Below are 15,157 nucleotides of genomic sequence, written 5' to 3'. Positions count from 1 at the left end.
AATTTTGTCGGGGTGGCAGACTTAACCACCTTTTTATATTACACTGTTAAACAGTCGATTAAACTGTTTTCTTTAATTATGCACACCTATTTGCACACTAAAGTCAAAAAGAACTATTTAAAAACATAATTTGTTTGTCTTTGTTAGCATAAAGATACAAATAATATTAAATATGTATCATTCCATGGATTTAACGATTGACTATTTTGAGCTATCCTTTATGATTTTAATACTCCATGGATGAAAGCCCAAATTATCCATATATTTTTGTTTATGAGCTATTAATATTTTTTCAATACCATTTTCATTTATGGGAAGATATCCAAACTCGTAGCAAAAAAAATAAGTTTATTTTAAATGGAAAAATATGTGTAAACAACTCAAACCTATAGCCTAATTTTGTAGACTATCCCGTTTTGTAGCCTTCCCTAAAAAAAGAACTTTCCTAATTCAACTATATCTAGTTTTCATTTTTATAAAATTCAATTTCTCTTTCAAAATAAACTTCTTCTTTTTCTTCTGGATGATTATATACATCACAATAATAAACTTTTCTAGCAAAAATTCTAACTTTTAGAGATTTTGTAGGATTAACTTTTGCACACACTATATCACCTGATTTAAATAAATTACTCATAATTATTGATTTTGTCCTATGGCTCTAAATCATCATAGCCACTTTTTAAAATAATTGAAAGCATCTTAAATCTTTCATTTGCTTCTATTGTATATAAAACATGACCAGGAATAACCATAGATTCATTCTTTTGTAAATATGTAGATATGTTATCTATTACAATTTCTGCTTTTCCTTCAATGACATTCACAAAAGTTGAAAAAGGTGTTAGCTTGGGCTTATACACTTTACCATAGTCCAACGCTAAAGCCATTATGTTGCCAGTTTTTTCATTTAAAATGTGTTTAATAATTATAGTATTACAAACATATTTCAGCTTATCGCCAATGTTGAATGCCTTAAGGTTTTCAAATTCATAATTCTTCATAATACAAATTGTATTTACTCGTCCTTTTTGATTCGTCTCTTTTCTGCTTTAGCTTGTTTCTTTTCTTTAGTTGTCCTTGTTGGTGCTGTTTTACTGTTTTTTGCTTTACCGCTTTTCTCTTTTGACATGATTATAATTTTTTAAACATTGATTAACAACAAGTTATTTTTCATTTTATTTAATTGACAAACAAAGCTTTATGTGTCATGTCATATGTCTAACCAAAACAAGAAAGCAGACTTTTAAATCTGCTTTTCTAATTCCAGATAAGATTATTATCTGGACTTCCCTAACTAATTAATAGCTATACAAAGATAAAGATGAGATAGTATACTAAGTTATACATCTCGTGGCTATAGTTACATAAATCACTGATTTAAAATAAAGCTAATAAAAAAGAACAGTTTAGTAAAAAACTGTTCTTAATACATAGACTTAACTCAATATTTTAGATTGCATTTGCAATGCTTTTATAATTTGATTTCAAGATACCTACAACTTCATTTCTGTCTTTATCTAACTTGTTCTCTAATCTTTTAATTAAATCTAATTCTTTACCACTTTCAAATTTCACATCTTCAGAAGTCAATTTTGGATATCTTACTTTCAATGCTTTTGATTGTTTGTCCCAATCACCTCTAAATTTAAATAGCTCACTTGTCTTTTTCTCGCCTTCTTTGTTCTGGGTATCCATAATTATGTAATTAAAGTAGTGCTTAATTGTACTACTATCACAAAGATGAGGACTAATACCTCAAATTGTGTTACAGAACAGACATATATGTTTACACATGTTACAGGTTCTCTAAATTCAGCTTTCTTTTTTGTCCGATTTTTTTATAAAAAGAAGGTGCATGTCCAGTAGCTTTTTTGAATTGGTTAGACAAATGAGCAACACTACTGTAATTTAATTTATAGGCGATTTCAGTGAGATTAAGTTCGTTGTAAAGAATCAATTCTTTTACCCTTTCTATTTTGTGTTTAATAATAAAATGCTGAATAGTAATTCCTTTTACTTCTGAAAACAAATTTGATAGATACGTATAGTCATAATTCAATTTTTGTGCTATGTAATCTGAATAATTAACTTTTGGAACTTTATCAGAATAATGAATCATTTCTATAATCACGTTTTTTATTTTATCTATAAGAATACTTCTATTATCATCTATTAATTCTAACCCTGATATCGCTAAATTTGATTTGAATTCTTGTTTTTGAGATTTGGAAACATCTTCTTTTATTTCAATCATTCCAAGCTCTACACTTATATAGTGTAAACCCAGTTTTTCTAGCTCATTTTTAACGAAAAGCTTGCATCTTAAGCTTACCATATATTTAATATAAAGCTTCATTAATTTTTAGGAATTAAAATGCGTTTCTTATTTAGTTAAAGATAAACTATATAAGTCATTATGTATAGAAAGTTGGCTGAAAGAAAAAACGTTGGGTAACACCGTTAATATTAGTTTATAATTATTTTTTTTTACAATTAATAATCGTTTCTTACCCCAAATACTTTATTAAAAGGTGAGACTTGTTTGAGTTTTTTATTCTTAAAATCGCAGACTCTTTTATTTGTCTTACACGTTCTCGTGTTATTCCAAATAATTGCGCTATTTCCAACAAAGGCATTGAAGATTCTAAGCCTATACCATAATGAAGTTTAATTATTTCTGCCTCTCTTTCTGAAAGAGAATTCAATACAGCTTCTAAATCTGTACGGAGTGAGTCTAATAATAAAACACCATCTGGCTGTGGATACATATCGGTAACAATAACGTTATGCATATTAAGCTCTGTATCTTTAGACAATGGTGCATCCATAGAAACATTATATCCAGAACTCTTAATACAAAGTTCAACCTCTAAAACAGGTACGTCTATAATCTCAGAGATTTCATAAATACTAGGCTCGCGGTTATTCTTTTGTTCAAAAAAAGTTATTGCCTTTTTTATTTTATTTATTGCGCCTATCTTATTGAGAGGCAGTCTTACTGTTCTTGAATTTTCAGATAAAGATTGTACTATGCTTTGTCTAATCCACCATACGGCATAAGAAATAAATTTGAATCCACGAGTTTCATCAAAACGTTTTGCCGCTTTTAATAACCCTAAATTTCCTTCATTAATTAAATCAGGAAGTGATAAGCCTTTGTTTTGATGTTGTTTAGCTACAGATACAACAAATCTAAGATTGGCATTTGTTAGTTCATTCAAAGCAAGCTGATTGCCTTCTTTTATTAGTATAGCCAATTCAACCTCCCGTTCTAATGATATTAAATTTATTTTGTTAATATCACTCAAATATTTATTTAACGATAAGTCATCTCTAATTGTAACTTGCTTAATTATTTGGAGTGGTCTCATTCAAACTAAAGTTTTATTGAATCATCCAAATAATAATGAGGTTTCATTCTTTCTAAGGAGTTCTTGGTTACAAAAAGTATCGGTTAGCCAAACAAAAAGCATAGTCAAAATAAGGTGCAATAGAAAAATCCTTATTAAATAATAATTTTGGACACTTTTGTAAAGAAACGTCTTATAATTGGGATAATATGTAGTTATCCTTCTTTATTAAAAAAAGAATAAGAAGGTTCTAAATTGATTCATAACAGATTGGGGGAGGCAATCAATTATAAAGTAGTTTAAAATTCTAAGGGCCAACTTATATTAGTCATCGCAAGTTAAATATTTGTATAATAAGAATCTAGTTTTCGAAACCGCGTTAACATAAACTTATATTAAACTTACCATATAGCCCATTATTTGTTATTGTCTTATTGAGAATGAATATTAGTGGTATAATAATAAAACGACACTTTTAAAAATGAGATGTCATTCTAAAAAATAATAGAACTTTTGCTGGTTTAAATTGATTGTTAATAATGATGCTTATTCCAATTAAAAAGATCACCTTTAGATAATTGTAATTAGAACTAGTAACTTTTGCTAAACTTAAACAACAATAAAAATGAAAACATTAACTATTTTTCTAAAAAAAGTACCAAAAATTAATAACAAAATTAGAAATGTTGTTACCTATATTATTAAAAATGAAACTGAAAAATATCACTATTTAGATATGCATAGCCAGAATATTAAAAAGTACCAAGTATCGTCCCATAAATAGTAATTTATACAATTATGTCTTTAAGGTTTATTCTTTTCAACTCCATTTATTACTTTTTTTTAACCCCATAGGCGTCTTTTCACAATCTGCATTTCATAATTAACATTAAGTTTCATGTTAAAAACTTAATATTAATTAGCCGTTTCTTTTAGGTTAATATTTGGTTATAAATACCCTTTCCAAAAATTAATGTTAAAACCAATACATATATAATTAAAACATAGACCCATTTTCCTGAAAATTTAGGTATTGGAATTGATGACAGATTAAAAGTGGCTAAAATTAGCAATACTGCATACATCAATATTGAAAAAACAGTATGGTCTATGAACTCTTCAAATAAAAAAACAAATGCCAAAATTAGAACATTATTATCAACTGAAAGACCTCTATAAGTTTTACTGTCAATAAGCCCATAAATATTAAAATAACTCAAACGTATTGCACAGGCTGCAATAATTACAAATCCACCTGGTATAAACCAAATTTCATAATTTCCATAGCTTAAAAGTAATATAGCTGGGTAAACACCAAAACTCACAATATCTATAATAGAATCAAACTGTATTCCAAATTCACCTTGCTCTTTAGTTCTACCTTTCATTTTACGTGCTATAATACCATCATACCAATCAAATAACACAGACCACAATATAGCTATAACTGATGCTGAGAACTGCCCTACAATCGCAAAATAAATGGATAGCACTGTGCAAAACAAGCCTACTAAAGAACAAATATTAGGTAGGTCTTTAGCAAAACTTAACATGTCTGCTGGTTTATTTTTATTCATTTTACTTTATTAAGTACATTACATCTTTCAACGCATCAATAAGTATCGCATTCTCTTCATTAGTACGACTTGCAATTCTAATATACCTATCTGCATCTGGCTGGGTTTTTCCTGCATTATGTTTTATATAAATATTATATTTAATAAAAAGGCGTTTTGTGACTTCTGGCCCACTTAAAGCTTCAACGGGTAAGCGACAATAAATATAGTTTGCATCTGGTTTAAATACCTTCATTCCTTCTATAGTACATAGTTTTTTATAAAAAACATCTCTATCTGCCTTAACTACTTCACAACTATTTTTAAATTCTTGCCTGTATTTGGGTAATATTCTAAGAAACTCTTCAGCAAAACCATTAATATTCCAAATATGGACACCATTGCGAACAGACGCCGCCAAATTTGCATTATTCGTTAATAAATAACCAATTCTAAGACCACAAATTCCGTAGGCTTTACTCATGCTTTTAAGTATCGCCATATTTGGATATTTAGTAATCTCTTTCTCCAAACTAATTTGCTCATTGTCATCAGCAAAATCAAGAAAAGATTCATCGATAATAAGCATACATTTACTCGGCTTAAGTTTTTCAGATAATCGAATTAAATCTGCTTTGGGAACCAACAATGATGTAGGATTATTTGGCGTCACCACAACTGCCATATCTGCACCAACTTTTATGGCTTCATCTGCAAATTTATCTACATCTAATTGAAATGAAGGGAAATCAAGTGGAAACTCTACAACACGTCCTTCTGGTGCTGCATTAGCATATTCATTAAAAGAAGGTACTGGTATAATTAGTTTTTTAGCTAAACTCCCAGATAGTATTTTTATGATCTCTGCACCTCCGTTACCTACTACAATTCTTTCTGGAGGTTGATTAATAATTTTACCAACAAGTTCTGCCAATGCATTTTGTGCCATTGGGTAATTTAAAACCAAATTGTTGATGTTAGCTTTTAAATGACTAAATAAGGGCTTGGGTGGAAAGTACAAGTTATACAAATAAGCATGGTCTGTAAAATGATGTCTATAGTAACCTCCATGCTGTTTTGATATGTATTCATATTTTTCTTCTTGTGTTGTATATTTATTTGTCATCATCATTTCATTCTTAATTAAATTATTTCTGCTCCATCGCTTAAAACAATTATGCCAAAGTGTTTTCCAGCACCTCTACTTCTATCAATTCCTTAGGGAACAACAATTCGGCTTTGGCCAAGTCTTTAAGAGTATCTATTTCATACCATGGTTGATGATCAAATGAAACCGACTCTAAAACCAAACTCTTATTGTGAGTCATTTCTGCAAAAACGCTCTCATAATAACAATTTACATTTCCTTCTGAAATATATAGATTCAGTCTTTTAATAATGGATCTCCATGATAAAAGTGAAAAACTGTAAATATTTACTGTTTTATATCGGATATCAGAATAGGCCTCAGTAGTTCCTTCTTGAAACTTGATTACCTTATTTGCTTTATCTATAGAAACCGTGGTACCGTTAAGCCAAGGCTTCATAAGTGCAACAGCTATTCTATCTGGATAAACCATATTATCTAGTAACGTAGTGTTCAACACTAAATCACTTTCAAAAAGTACAAATGGTTCATTTATAATATGACGAGCCATCCAAAGCGAATAAATATTATTGGTAGTCTTATATAAAGGGCTGTGAATATATTCAATAGAAATGTCTCCTGATCTTTCGCCAAGATTATCCACAATACATTCTTTTAAGTGGCCTGTTACAATTACTAGTCGCTTAAATCCTTGGCTTTTTAAATTCTTTAAAAGTCTATTAAGAATCGATTTGTCACTTACTAACGTAAGGCACTTTGGGGAATTTTCCGTTAACGGAAAAAGGCGGCTTCCAGTACCAGCCGCAAGAAGTAATGCTGTGGTTATTCGATTTTGACCACAATCATTAACTGAATCATTATTCATAAAAAATGCATTAATGACACCAAAAACTAAACATGCGTTAAAGCATCTAGCGCGCTAATTATTAGCACTCTGATGTTGGACTAGTTTCCTAATAATTCAACTATAAGTATGAAGTTCGCTAATGTGATGATTTTGCTTCAAAAACGTCATCAACAAAATTGATAGTGAATGATTGATACTAAAAGATTAGTAATCCTCGGGTAAAGGTAAGCAAATTGCTAAGACTAACTAATACTTGTGTTTTTATTCAAAAAAAACTTTTTTGCAAAAAAAAATTTAACAAAGAGATGTATAATTAACTGCTACTGCATTTCCATTTGATACGATTCAGAGAAAACCTATAAAGGATTTTACTGGCATAAGTCCATAAAACTTTATTAGTACCTAACTCTTCTTTATCGGTTGGTTGTTACTTACAATTACGGAGGCTTATCCCGAATTAAATACAACTATCCATTAAAATGAGTAATAATCTTATTAGGATGATTCTATATAATGTACATTTGTAAACCTAAGGGGAGAAGCAAGAGGGTAATACGCTAAAGCGATGTTACAATTTTAACCATATGAATATCAATATATTGAAAATATGTGCGTTTCATTTTTTAGTAATTTTTACTTGAAAAAGCTTGACAGCCCAGTAAAATCAATGATTTTTTCAAGTAAAAATTACTAAAATCTTAAAATTTGATACCATTTGCCCTTTTTTTGAAAACGGGAAATTACTTCACAAAAATATGGAAGACTACCGCGCTCGCTTTGGGCGAGCTTGGTTCATTTTTAAACTTATGGATTCTCCTTGCTTAATGATATCTTCGACACCCAGCCCCTAAATCCATAAATTTTAAAACGGCTGTTTTCTTTTACCCTTAAACATCTCTTTTTTCTTTGCGACCAAGGGGAGTAAACGAGATTGTGTCCACAGGCACACATCTTGAAATTTACTCCATTTAAACATTATTGTTATTATTGAACAGCTTTGAGTTGTTTTTGCTTTTTACTTTCAAAACGCTTGAGTAGGTTTTGAATATCCTCACTAATTTTGGTTTCTACTACCCTAGCGTAAATTTGTGTTGTCGATAGTTTAGCATGCCCCAACAATTTAGACACCGTTTCTATAGATACTCCATTAGATAGCATTACTGTTGTTGCAAACGTATGTCTGGCTACATGAAAAGAAATATTTTTGCGGATACCACAGGCTTTTGTAATTTCCTTTAAATAAGCATTGCTTTTTTGGTTCGAATTTATTGGTAAAACATTATTCGTTGTAAAGTCTTTCTCTTGAATGGCTCTATACTTTTCTAATATTGCCCATGCTTTTGGAAGTATGGGTACTTTGACCTGTTCATCCGTTTTTTCTCGTTTCGTATATATCCAATTGTTATTATCTATACCCTTTACAATATTATTTCCTGTGAGCTCTTTAACATCTATATAGGATAGCCCTGTATAGCACGAAAACACAAAGCAATCTTTTATTTTTTGCAAGCGATCACTTTTAAATTCTGTATTTTCTATTAATTCCAATTCTCTTTCGTTTAAATACGCTCTATCATATTTATCATATTTTAATTGAAATTGACTAAATGGGTTTTTATGCATCCATTCTAGTTTTATAGCAAGGTTTATCATTTTTTTGAAACGCTCCAAATGTTTCATCACACCATTATTCGATAACACCAATTCCTTTTTAGAGTTTTTATAGGTTCTGAGGTAGTTCTCAAAGTCCGTGATAAATCTAAAATTTAATTGTCTTAAATAGATGTCTTTTAGTCTTTTCTTCTTTTTTAAGAACTTCTGTAAGTAGCGTTCTGTGGTTTAATAATTCTTCATCGTTCCTGCTTTAAGTACGTGAATCATATTGCCATTGTGGTAATCAATTAGCTCTTTCAAGGTTTTGCTATGGTCATCTTCTCCCAAATATCGAGATTTGATGGAGTCAGAGGACAACACCTTATCTTCTTCTATCAGTTCTTTATGACATTGAAGCAGTTTGTTATAAACCCCATCTAAATAAGCATTTAGAATTCTAGCAGTTTCTAAATTACCTCGTACTCTATTTTTAGTACTTTCCCATTGATTTTGGTCAATACTTCGCTTTAAACTCATTTCTGAGCGTTTACCGTTTACGGTAATACGGGCATAGATGGAAAGCCGTTTGGAATTGCTTCTTGATTTTCTTGTAAAGAAAATAATTGTGAAGGTGCTTTTTGTTTTCATTTTAAATGACTTTTTGTTAAACAATAATTTGTAAAGACGAAAGTCAAATTATGTCTTAAAGCTCTTTTAAAGTTACTACATTTTTAGTGAACAATTGCACACCGATTTGCACACCTTTTTAATGAGATTAGATGCTTTCATTTGATATCAAATAAAATGTGTAAAAACAAAAAACACTGATAATCATAAGATTAACAGTGTTTTGATATAACCTATTACTAGGTTCGTCGGGGTGGCAGGATTCGAACCTGCGACCTCCGCGTCCCAAACGCGGCGCGATAACCGGGCTACGCTACACCCCGAATAATGGTTATCTAAAATTTACAAAAATAAATTTGCGGAGAGACAGGGATTCGAACCCTGGGTACCTATTTCTAGGTACGACGATTTAGCAAACCGCTCCTTTCGGCCACTCAGGCACCTCTCCATTAATTGTTATGAACTACACATTTAAATGCGGATGCAAATGTAGCTTTTCATCTTAAAGAACACAAGTATTTTTTTTGATTTTTTTTGATTTTATTCTGGATATTCAATTCTTAAATGATAAATATTTGCAAGCTTGTGTTTTAGTACTTTTTTTATGGATTGAATTTCCTTAAAAGTAATGTTAGCATTCAAAAATTGTTCTTCTTCAATCTGCTTATTAATAATATTTTCAACAAAAGCTTCAATTTTGGTCGATGTAGGCTCTTTTAAACTCTTGGAAGCTGCTTCAATACTATCGCACATCATTAATATAGCTGTTTCCTTACTGAATGGCTTAGGTCCTGGGTAGCTAAACTCTAATTTATCCACTTCCTCATTAGGATAAGTTTTCTTTTCTTGCATATAGAAATAATAAACCACACTTGTACCATGATGCGTTCTTATAAAATCAATAACTCGGTCTGGTAAATTATTCTTTCTAGCAATCTCAATACCATTTATGACATGGTCCGTTATTATCCGAGCACTTTCTTTTGAAGACAACTCATCATGCGGGTTAAGCCCTGTGGATTGATTTTCGGTGTAATATGTTGGGTTTTTCATTTTACCAATATCATGATACAATGCTCCTACCCTAACTAACATCGCGTTTGCTCCTATTTCATTTGCAGCAGCCTCTGCTAAATTTGCCACATTAAGTGAATGATGAAAAGTCCCAGGCGCCTTATTAGCTAGCTCCTTTAGTAATTTCGTATTTGTATCAGATAGCTCTAGAAGCGAAACGTCTGAAACTAAACCAAAAAGTTTTTCATAAGCGTAGATTAAAGGTTGAACAAATAATGTTGCCAAACCACATAAAATAAACCAAATAAAAGTTTCCCATTGCAAACTTTCAACACTACCTTCATGAATAACAAAAAAAGCAAAATAAGCAACAATATATATCAGTGTAATTTGACCAACCGAAATAAACAAATTGGCACGTTTATACAATTCAGAAACTGTAAGAATGGTAACTATCCCAGCAATAATTTGCAAAAACATATACTCATAACTATTTGGCACAATAAAACCCAGTAGTAGCACCGTAAGTACATGAGCAAATAAACCTAACCTCGCATCGAAAAAGGCTTTAAAAACTAATGGCAAAATACAAATCGGTACGACATAAATGTACTTTGAATTATAATTAATAACCAGCGTTGTTATAAATATTAGTAATGAAATATTAAAAAAAATGAAAGTCACCTTTGTATTATTCTCAAATACTTTGACTCTATATTTTCTTAAAAAAAGAAGCAACATAAGTAAAGCCAATGCCACCAATAATGTATATGCAAACAGGACCCAATAATAGTTTGATTCACTCCAAACTTGAGATTCATACTCTGACTGTAATGACTTCAAAATTTGATATTTATCCCCCTCAACAACTTCTCCCTTTGAAACAATGAGGGTTTCCCTTGCAACACTGCCCCTGGTAAAAGCAATTTCACTAAACTGATCTTTCAATAATTTTTCTGAAAAATCCTTATTATATTCCAAGTTTGGCTCAATCAAATCAAAAAACAATGCTGCGAAATCTGTTTTAAACTCAGATAAATCATAATCGTCTAGGACATTTTCGATAATTGTAGTTAATTGGCCTTGAGCAACTAAATCATTAAAAGCACCTTCTTGTTTTTTTTCTCTACCATCCAGAATAACTATACTTCTATCTTCCGCATAATTATAATTTTTAGACAAAACCCCAAATGAATATAACTTAGAAACAATATCCTCACCTGCCTCTTGTAATTTTTGATACTTTGAAACGGGTATTGAATCAGAAAATCGTTCCATAAAATGGATACCAAAGTCTTCATTAACCTTAGGCTGAATACGGCTATCTAAATCAAAGTAAAGAATTGAATTAGCAATTACAGCTTCTCTTTCTGAAGATATTTCAGACTTCGTTTTTTTTATAGCAAAATCAAATGGAGCGTATAAATTCTCAGACTGCCAAGGCTTTCCTCTTTCAAAATTGTACTTAAATTTTCCGCTCTTCGGAAATAAATAAACAATTAAAAATGTCGTAAATACAAACAGCAACCCTTTATATATTAAGGAATGGTTTCTGTATAATTTATTAATGAAATCCTTCATAAGTAGATAATCACTCCTTAAAAATAGTAATATATAATAGCATTCATAGTTTTATTTGCCATCAAATGTTAAATTATGAATGTTTCATTTAGAAACCAAATGTAATAAAATTATCAGCTTTTCGCATTATTTTATATTGAAGGAATGATTCATTTATCTACTAAAAATCGTTATTTTCGCAAGTACTAAACTAAATTGTTTGATTGATGAGTAGAGAAGTGGTTATAGTTTCTGCGGCAAGAACACCAATTGGCAGTTTTATGGGTGGATTATCAACAATTCCGGCTCCCAAATTAGGAGCAATAGCCATAAAAGCAGCATTAGAAAAAATAAATCTTAAACCAGAAATGGTTCAAGAAGTTATTATGGGTAATGTAGTTCAAGCTGGTATAGGTCAAGCACCTGCTAGACAAGCAGCTATTTATGCTGGTATTCCAAACGCTGTTCCTTGCACCACTGTTAATAAAGTTTGCGCCTCAGGCATGAAAGCTGTTATGCAAGCCGCTCAATCAATAGCTCTAGGGGATGCAGATATTGTAGTTGCCGGTGGCATGGAAAACATGAGTCTTATTCCGCATTATTTAAATGCTCGTTCGGGAACCAAATTTGGACCTACCACCTTGATTGATGGTATGCAGAAAGATGGTTTAGTAGATGCATATGACCAAAACGCAATGGGGGTATGTGCTGATGCTTGTGCTGCTGAATATGAGTTTTCAAGAGAAGATCAGGACGCTTATGCCATTCAGTCTTATAAGAGATCAAAAAACGCTTGGGAGAGTGGAAAGTTTAATAATGAAGTTACTCCCGTTTTAGTGCCACAGCGCAAAGGAGAACCTATTACTATTTCCAAGGATGAAGAATATACGAATGTAAGAATAGAGAAAATTCCGAAGCTAAGGCCGGCTTTCACTAAAGAAGGAACTGTAACAGCAGCAAATGCTTCCACCATTAACGATGGAGCTGGTGCAATAATTTTAATGAGTAAAAGTAAAGCTGATGAATTAGGTTTATCTCCTATATCTACTATTAAAAGTTATGCTGATGCAGCTCATGAACCCGAATGGTTTACCACAGCTCCAGCTAAAGCATTGCCAAAAGCTCTTAAGAAAGCTGGAATTACCATTAATAATGTGGACTATTTTGAATTTAATGAAGCTTTTGCTGTAGTGGGCTTAGCTAATATGAAAATATTAGGGTTAGATGACAAAAATGTAAATGTGAATGGAGGAGCTGTTTCTTTAGGACACCCTCTTGGCTGTTCTGGGGTCCGAATTATAATCACTTTGTTAAATGTTTTACAACAAAAAGATGCCAAAATTGGAGCTGCTGCAATTTGTAATGGCGGTGGAGGTGCATCAGCAATTATTATAGAACGTTATTAAGGCAATTTGATGCAATACGGAATTTGTAATTTAAGCATTGTTCCTCTTAGAAATGAACCTACCGATACTAGTGAGCTGGTTTCACAAATTTTATATGGAGAAATTTTTAAAGTTTTAGAACAACGAAAAAAGTGGAGTAAAATCCGACTTGCCTTTGACAATTACGAAGGGTGGATAGACAACAAACAATATCTGCAAATTTCTGAAAGTGAATATAAGAAATTAAACAGCGAAGTTCCCATATTATCTATAGACCTGGTCGAATTTATTGAAGATAAAAATAAAGCGTTATTCCCTATTCCAATTGGTGTAACCTTGAACGGTCTTAACTTATTAAATCATAAATATGATGGGAATTCGATAAAGAGCATAAATTCCAAATCTAACATCGTAAAAACCGCTTTTTTGTACCTAAACTCACCATACTTGTGGGGAGGAAAAACACCTTTTGGAATTGACTGTTCGGGATTTTCTCAGATGGTTTATAAACTAAATGGTTATGAGTTATTGCGTGATGCTTCTCAGCAAGCTACTCAAGGTGAAGCCTTAAGTTTTATTGAAGAAAGTGAGCCTGGTGATTTAGCCTTCTTTGACAATACTGAAGGAGTCATTATTCATGTTGGTATTATAATGAAGGATAATTATATCATACACGCACATGGTAAGGTAAGAATTGACAGGTTAGACCATTCTGGAATTTATAATATGGACACAAATACACATACTCACAAACTTCGCGTTATTAAAAAAATTATATAAAAAAAGAGTCACTTAAAAAGCGACTCTTTTTTTTTAACCTTAATAAAGTTTTTTTATTCAGCACTTTCAAGAGTTTCTACTTTCTCTTTCATCTCCTTATACTTATCAGTCTCCCCTAGAATACTATAAATATTCATTAGCGTTTTAGTTGCATTGATATTACCTGGTGCAATTTCAATGGCTTTAGTCAAATAAGGTATCGCATTTTTATAAAGTCCTTGACGCTGTTCTCTTAATTCATCATAACGCTTATTATCGGCTGATGAAGTCCCAAGACCATTCATTTCTTCAATTAAAGGCTGTTCACCTGCCAAAATTAAAGCTGATAAATTAATATAGGCATTAATATATTCTGGATCTAACTCGATGGCCTTTTCGTAATGCGCTTTAGCTTCTTCCGGATGGTCAGCTTCAGCTGATATTACACCTAAATTATATTGCAATTCTGCGTTTTTAGGATCCATTTCTGTAGCCTTTTCAAGAAGCTTTTGAAACTCTTCCTTATTACCCATTTTGAAGTGTACATTAGCTTCAGACAACACTAAATTCACATCATCAGGACTTTCTGCTCTGGCATCTTGCATAGCTTCAATCGCTTTTTCATTATCACCATTACTAACATAAATAAGCGCTACATTTTTTACAATTTCACCTTTTTTAGAGTCCGTTTTACGAACTCCTGGTTTAATATGAGTGCCTGTTTTTACCGAAATATCTCTCATATCTGTACTTTGAAAAACTTCAATCTCACCTGTGCTTTTGTCAGTTGCAATATACTGTTCTTCAATACCTGTATATCCCAATTCTTTAAGTTCTTCATAGATATTAAGGGCTCTATCGTAATCCTTAATGTTTACAGCAGTAGCGGCCGCATAATAAAGAAATAAAGTATCTTTTTCGTTAACTCTGTATGCTTTTTCAAAATACTTCGAAGCTCCTAAAAAGTCTTTCTTTTCGTAAGCTGCATTTCCAGACGTCAACAAACCATTAGACATCGTTTGTTTCAAGGCTGTACTCTCTGCTCCATAAGCTCCTTTCACATTATCTAAGCTCTCAATAGCCGCATCAACATCTTCAATAGAAGCTTTTCCATTTGCATATAAGGCTTGTGCTTTTAGATAATAAAATTTTGCCTTAGTTTTTTCATCCATTGCAGATAACATACTTTCAGCTGAGGATATAGCCGTTTTTGCTTCAGCATAATTGCTAGATTTAATAGCCTTCTCTGCCGTTTTTAATTCCTTTTTTTGCGCAAATGAAAATGCACTTATTGAAAACGCTAAAGCTATTACTAATTGTTTTTTCATTTTTAATAATATTTAATTTAATATTCA

15 protein-coding genes, 2 tRNA genes and 1 pseudogene are annotated in these 15,157 nt (G+C 31.4%); 3 read left to right on the top strand and 15 right to left on the bottom strand.

Annotation, left to right across the window (positions count from 1 at the left end; all coding sequences use genetic code 11):
• Positions 1-460 precede the first annotated feature (460 nt).
• From Q0857_RS15585 to Q0857_RS15565, 5 genes are all read right to left on the bottom strand, one after another.
• Positions 461-637, bottom strand: coding sequence for a hypothetical protein (locus tag Q0857_RS15585; protein ID WP_165586777.1), 177 nt, complete (start codon positions 635-637; stop codon positions 461-463).
• A 16-nt stretch (positions 638-653) separates the two neighbouring features.
• Complete coding sequence (locus tag Q0857_RS15580; protein WP_298537362.1) at positions 654-1,004, bottom strand: cupin; 351 nt, start codon at positions 1,002-1,004, stop codon at positions 654-656.
• Positions 1,005-1,452: 448 nt separating this feature from the next.
• On the bottom strand, positions 1,453-1,698 hold the full coding sequence (locus Q0857_RS15575; protein WP_298537360.1) for a hypothetical protein: 246 nt from the start codon (positions 1,696-1,698) through the stop codon (positions 1,453-1,455).
• A gap of 100 nt (positions 1,699-1,798) precedes the next feature.
• Positions 1,799-2,359 carry an AraC family transcriptional regulator gene (locus Q0857_RS15570; protein WP_298537357.1) on the bottom strand — a complete coding sequence of 187 codons (561 nt, stop codon included), beginning with the start codon at positions 2,357-2,359 and terminating at the stop codon, positions 1,799-1,801.
• 151 nt (positions 2,360-2,510) lie between these two features.
• Positions 2,511-3,374, bottom strand: a complete 864-nt coding sequence (locus Q0857_RS15565; RefSeq protein ID WP_298537354.1) for an RNA polymerase sigma factor RpoD/SigA — start codon at positions 3,372-3,374, stop codon at positions 2,511-2,513.
• A 604-nt stretch (positions 3,375-3,978) separates the two neighbouring features.
• Between Q0857_RS15565 and Q0857_RS15560 the strand changes: the two genes are divergently transcribed.
• Entirely contained in the window at positions 3,979-4,137 is a 159-nt protein-coding gene (locus Q0857_RS15560; protein ID WP_298537351.1) for a hypothetical protein, read from the top strand.
• Between the two features lie 148 nt (positions 4,138-4,285).
• On the opposite strand, the gene Q0857_RS15555 is transcribed toward Q0857_RS15560, so the two are convergent.
• The 9 genes and pseudogenes from Q0857_RS15555 to Q0857_RS15525 all read right to left on the bottom strand — a co-directional run bounded on the left by Q0857_RS15555 (position 4,286) and on the right by Q0857_RS15525 (position 11,679).
• Positions 4,286-4,930, bottom strand: a complete 645-nt coding sequence (locus Q0857_RS15555; protein ID WP_298537348.1) for a CDP-alcohol phosphatidyltransferase family protein — start codon at positions 4,928-4,930, stop codon at positions 4,286-4,288.
• A 1-nt stretch (position 4,931) separates the two neighbouring features.
• Positions 4,932-6,041, bottom strand: a complete 1,110-nt coding sequence (locus Q0857_RS15550) for a histidinol-phosphate transaminase (RefSeq protein ID WP_298537345.1) — start codon at positions 6,039-6,041, stop codon at positions 4,932-4,934.
• A gap of 43 nt (positions 6,042-6,084) precedes the next feature.
• A complete protein-coding gene (locus Q0857_RS15545; protein ID WP_298537342.1) occupies positions 6,085-6,882 on the bottom strand; it encodes a phosphocholine cytidylyltransferase family protein in 798 nt (265 codons plus the stop codon).
• A 966-nt stretch (positions 6,883-7,848) separates the two neighbouring features.
• Positions 7,849-8,487 (bottom strand): site-specific integrase, encoded by a 639-nt coding sequence (locus tag Q0857_RS16965; protein WP_367278100.1) that lies wholly within the window; start codon positions 8,485-8,487, stop codon positions 7,849-7,851.
• A pseudogene (locus Q0857_RS16960) lies at positions 8,473-8,688 on the bottom strand (phage integrase SAM-like domain-containing protein); the annotation flags it as partial. The pseudogene Q0857_RS16960 and the gene Q0857_RS16965, both read right to left, overlap by 15 nt.
• A 15-nt stretch (positions 8,689-8,703) precedes the next feature.
• On the bottom strand, positions 8,704-9,105 hold the full coding sequence (locus tag Q0857_RS16955) for an Arm DNA-binding domain-containing protein (RefSeq protein ID WP_367278099.1): 402 nt from the start codon (positions 9,103-9,105) through the stop codon (positions 8,704-8,706).
• Positions 9,106-9,332: 227 nt separating this feature from the next.
• Positions 9,333-9,407: transfer RNA gene (locus Q0857_RS15535), tRNA-Pro, on the bottom strand.
• Positions 9,408-9,443: 36 nt separating this feature from the next.
• Positions 9,444-9,532 (bottom strand) — tRNA-Ser (locus Q0857_RS15530).
• Positions 9,533-9,624: 92 nt separating this feature from the next.
• Complete coding sequence (locus Q0857_RS15525; RefSeq protein WP_298537339.1) at positions 9,625-11,679, bottom strand: HDIG domain-containing metalloprotein; 2,055 nt, start codon at positions 11,677-11,679, stop codon at positions 9,625-9,627.
• 206 nt (positions 11,680-11,885) lie between these two features.
• Here Q0857_RS15525 and Q0857_RS15520 point away from each other — a divergent pair, with 206 nt between their 5' ends.
• Positions 11,886-13,064 carry an acetyl-CoA C-acyltransferase gene (locus tag Q0857_RS15520; RefSeq protein WP_298537336.1) on the top strand — a complete coding sequence of 393 codons (1,179 nt, stop codon included), beginning with the start codon at positions 11,886-11,888 and terminating at the stop codon, positions 13,062-13,064.
• A 9-nt stretch (positions 13,065-13,073) separates the two neighbouring features.
• Positions 13,074-13,823, top strand: a complete 750-nt coding sequence (locus tag Q0857_RS15515; protein ID WP_298537333.1) for a C40 family peptidase — start codon at positions 13,074-13,076, stop codon at positions 13,821-13,823.
• A gap of 53 nt (positions 13,824-13,876) precedes the next feature.
• On the opposite strand, the gene Q0857_RS15510 is transcribed toward Q0857_RS15515, so the two are convergent.
• Positions 13,877-15,130, bottom strand: a complete 1,254-nt coding sequence (locus Q0857_RS15510; protein ID WP_298537330.1) for a tetratricopeptide repeat protein — start codon at positions 15,128-15,130, stop codon at positions 13,877-13,879.
• Between the last annotated feature and the right edge of the window lie 27 nt (positions 15,131-15,157).

Origin of the sequence: uncultured Algibacter sp. (assembly GCF_947495925.1) — a bacterium.
Taxonomy (GTDB): Bacteria; Bacteroidota; Bacteroidia; order Flavobacteriales; family Flavobacteriaceae; genus Algibacter_E.
Note: the sequence above shows the minus strand (reverse complement) of the source record. Positions and strands in the feature narration are given on the sequence as shown.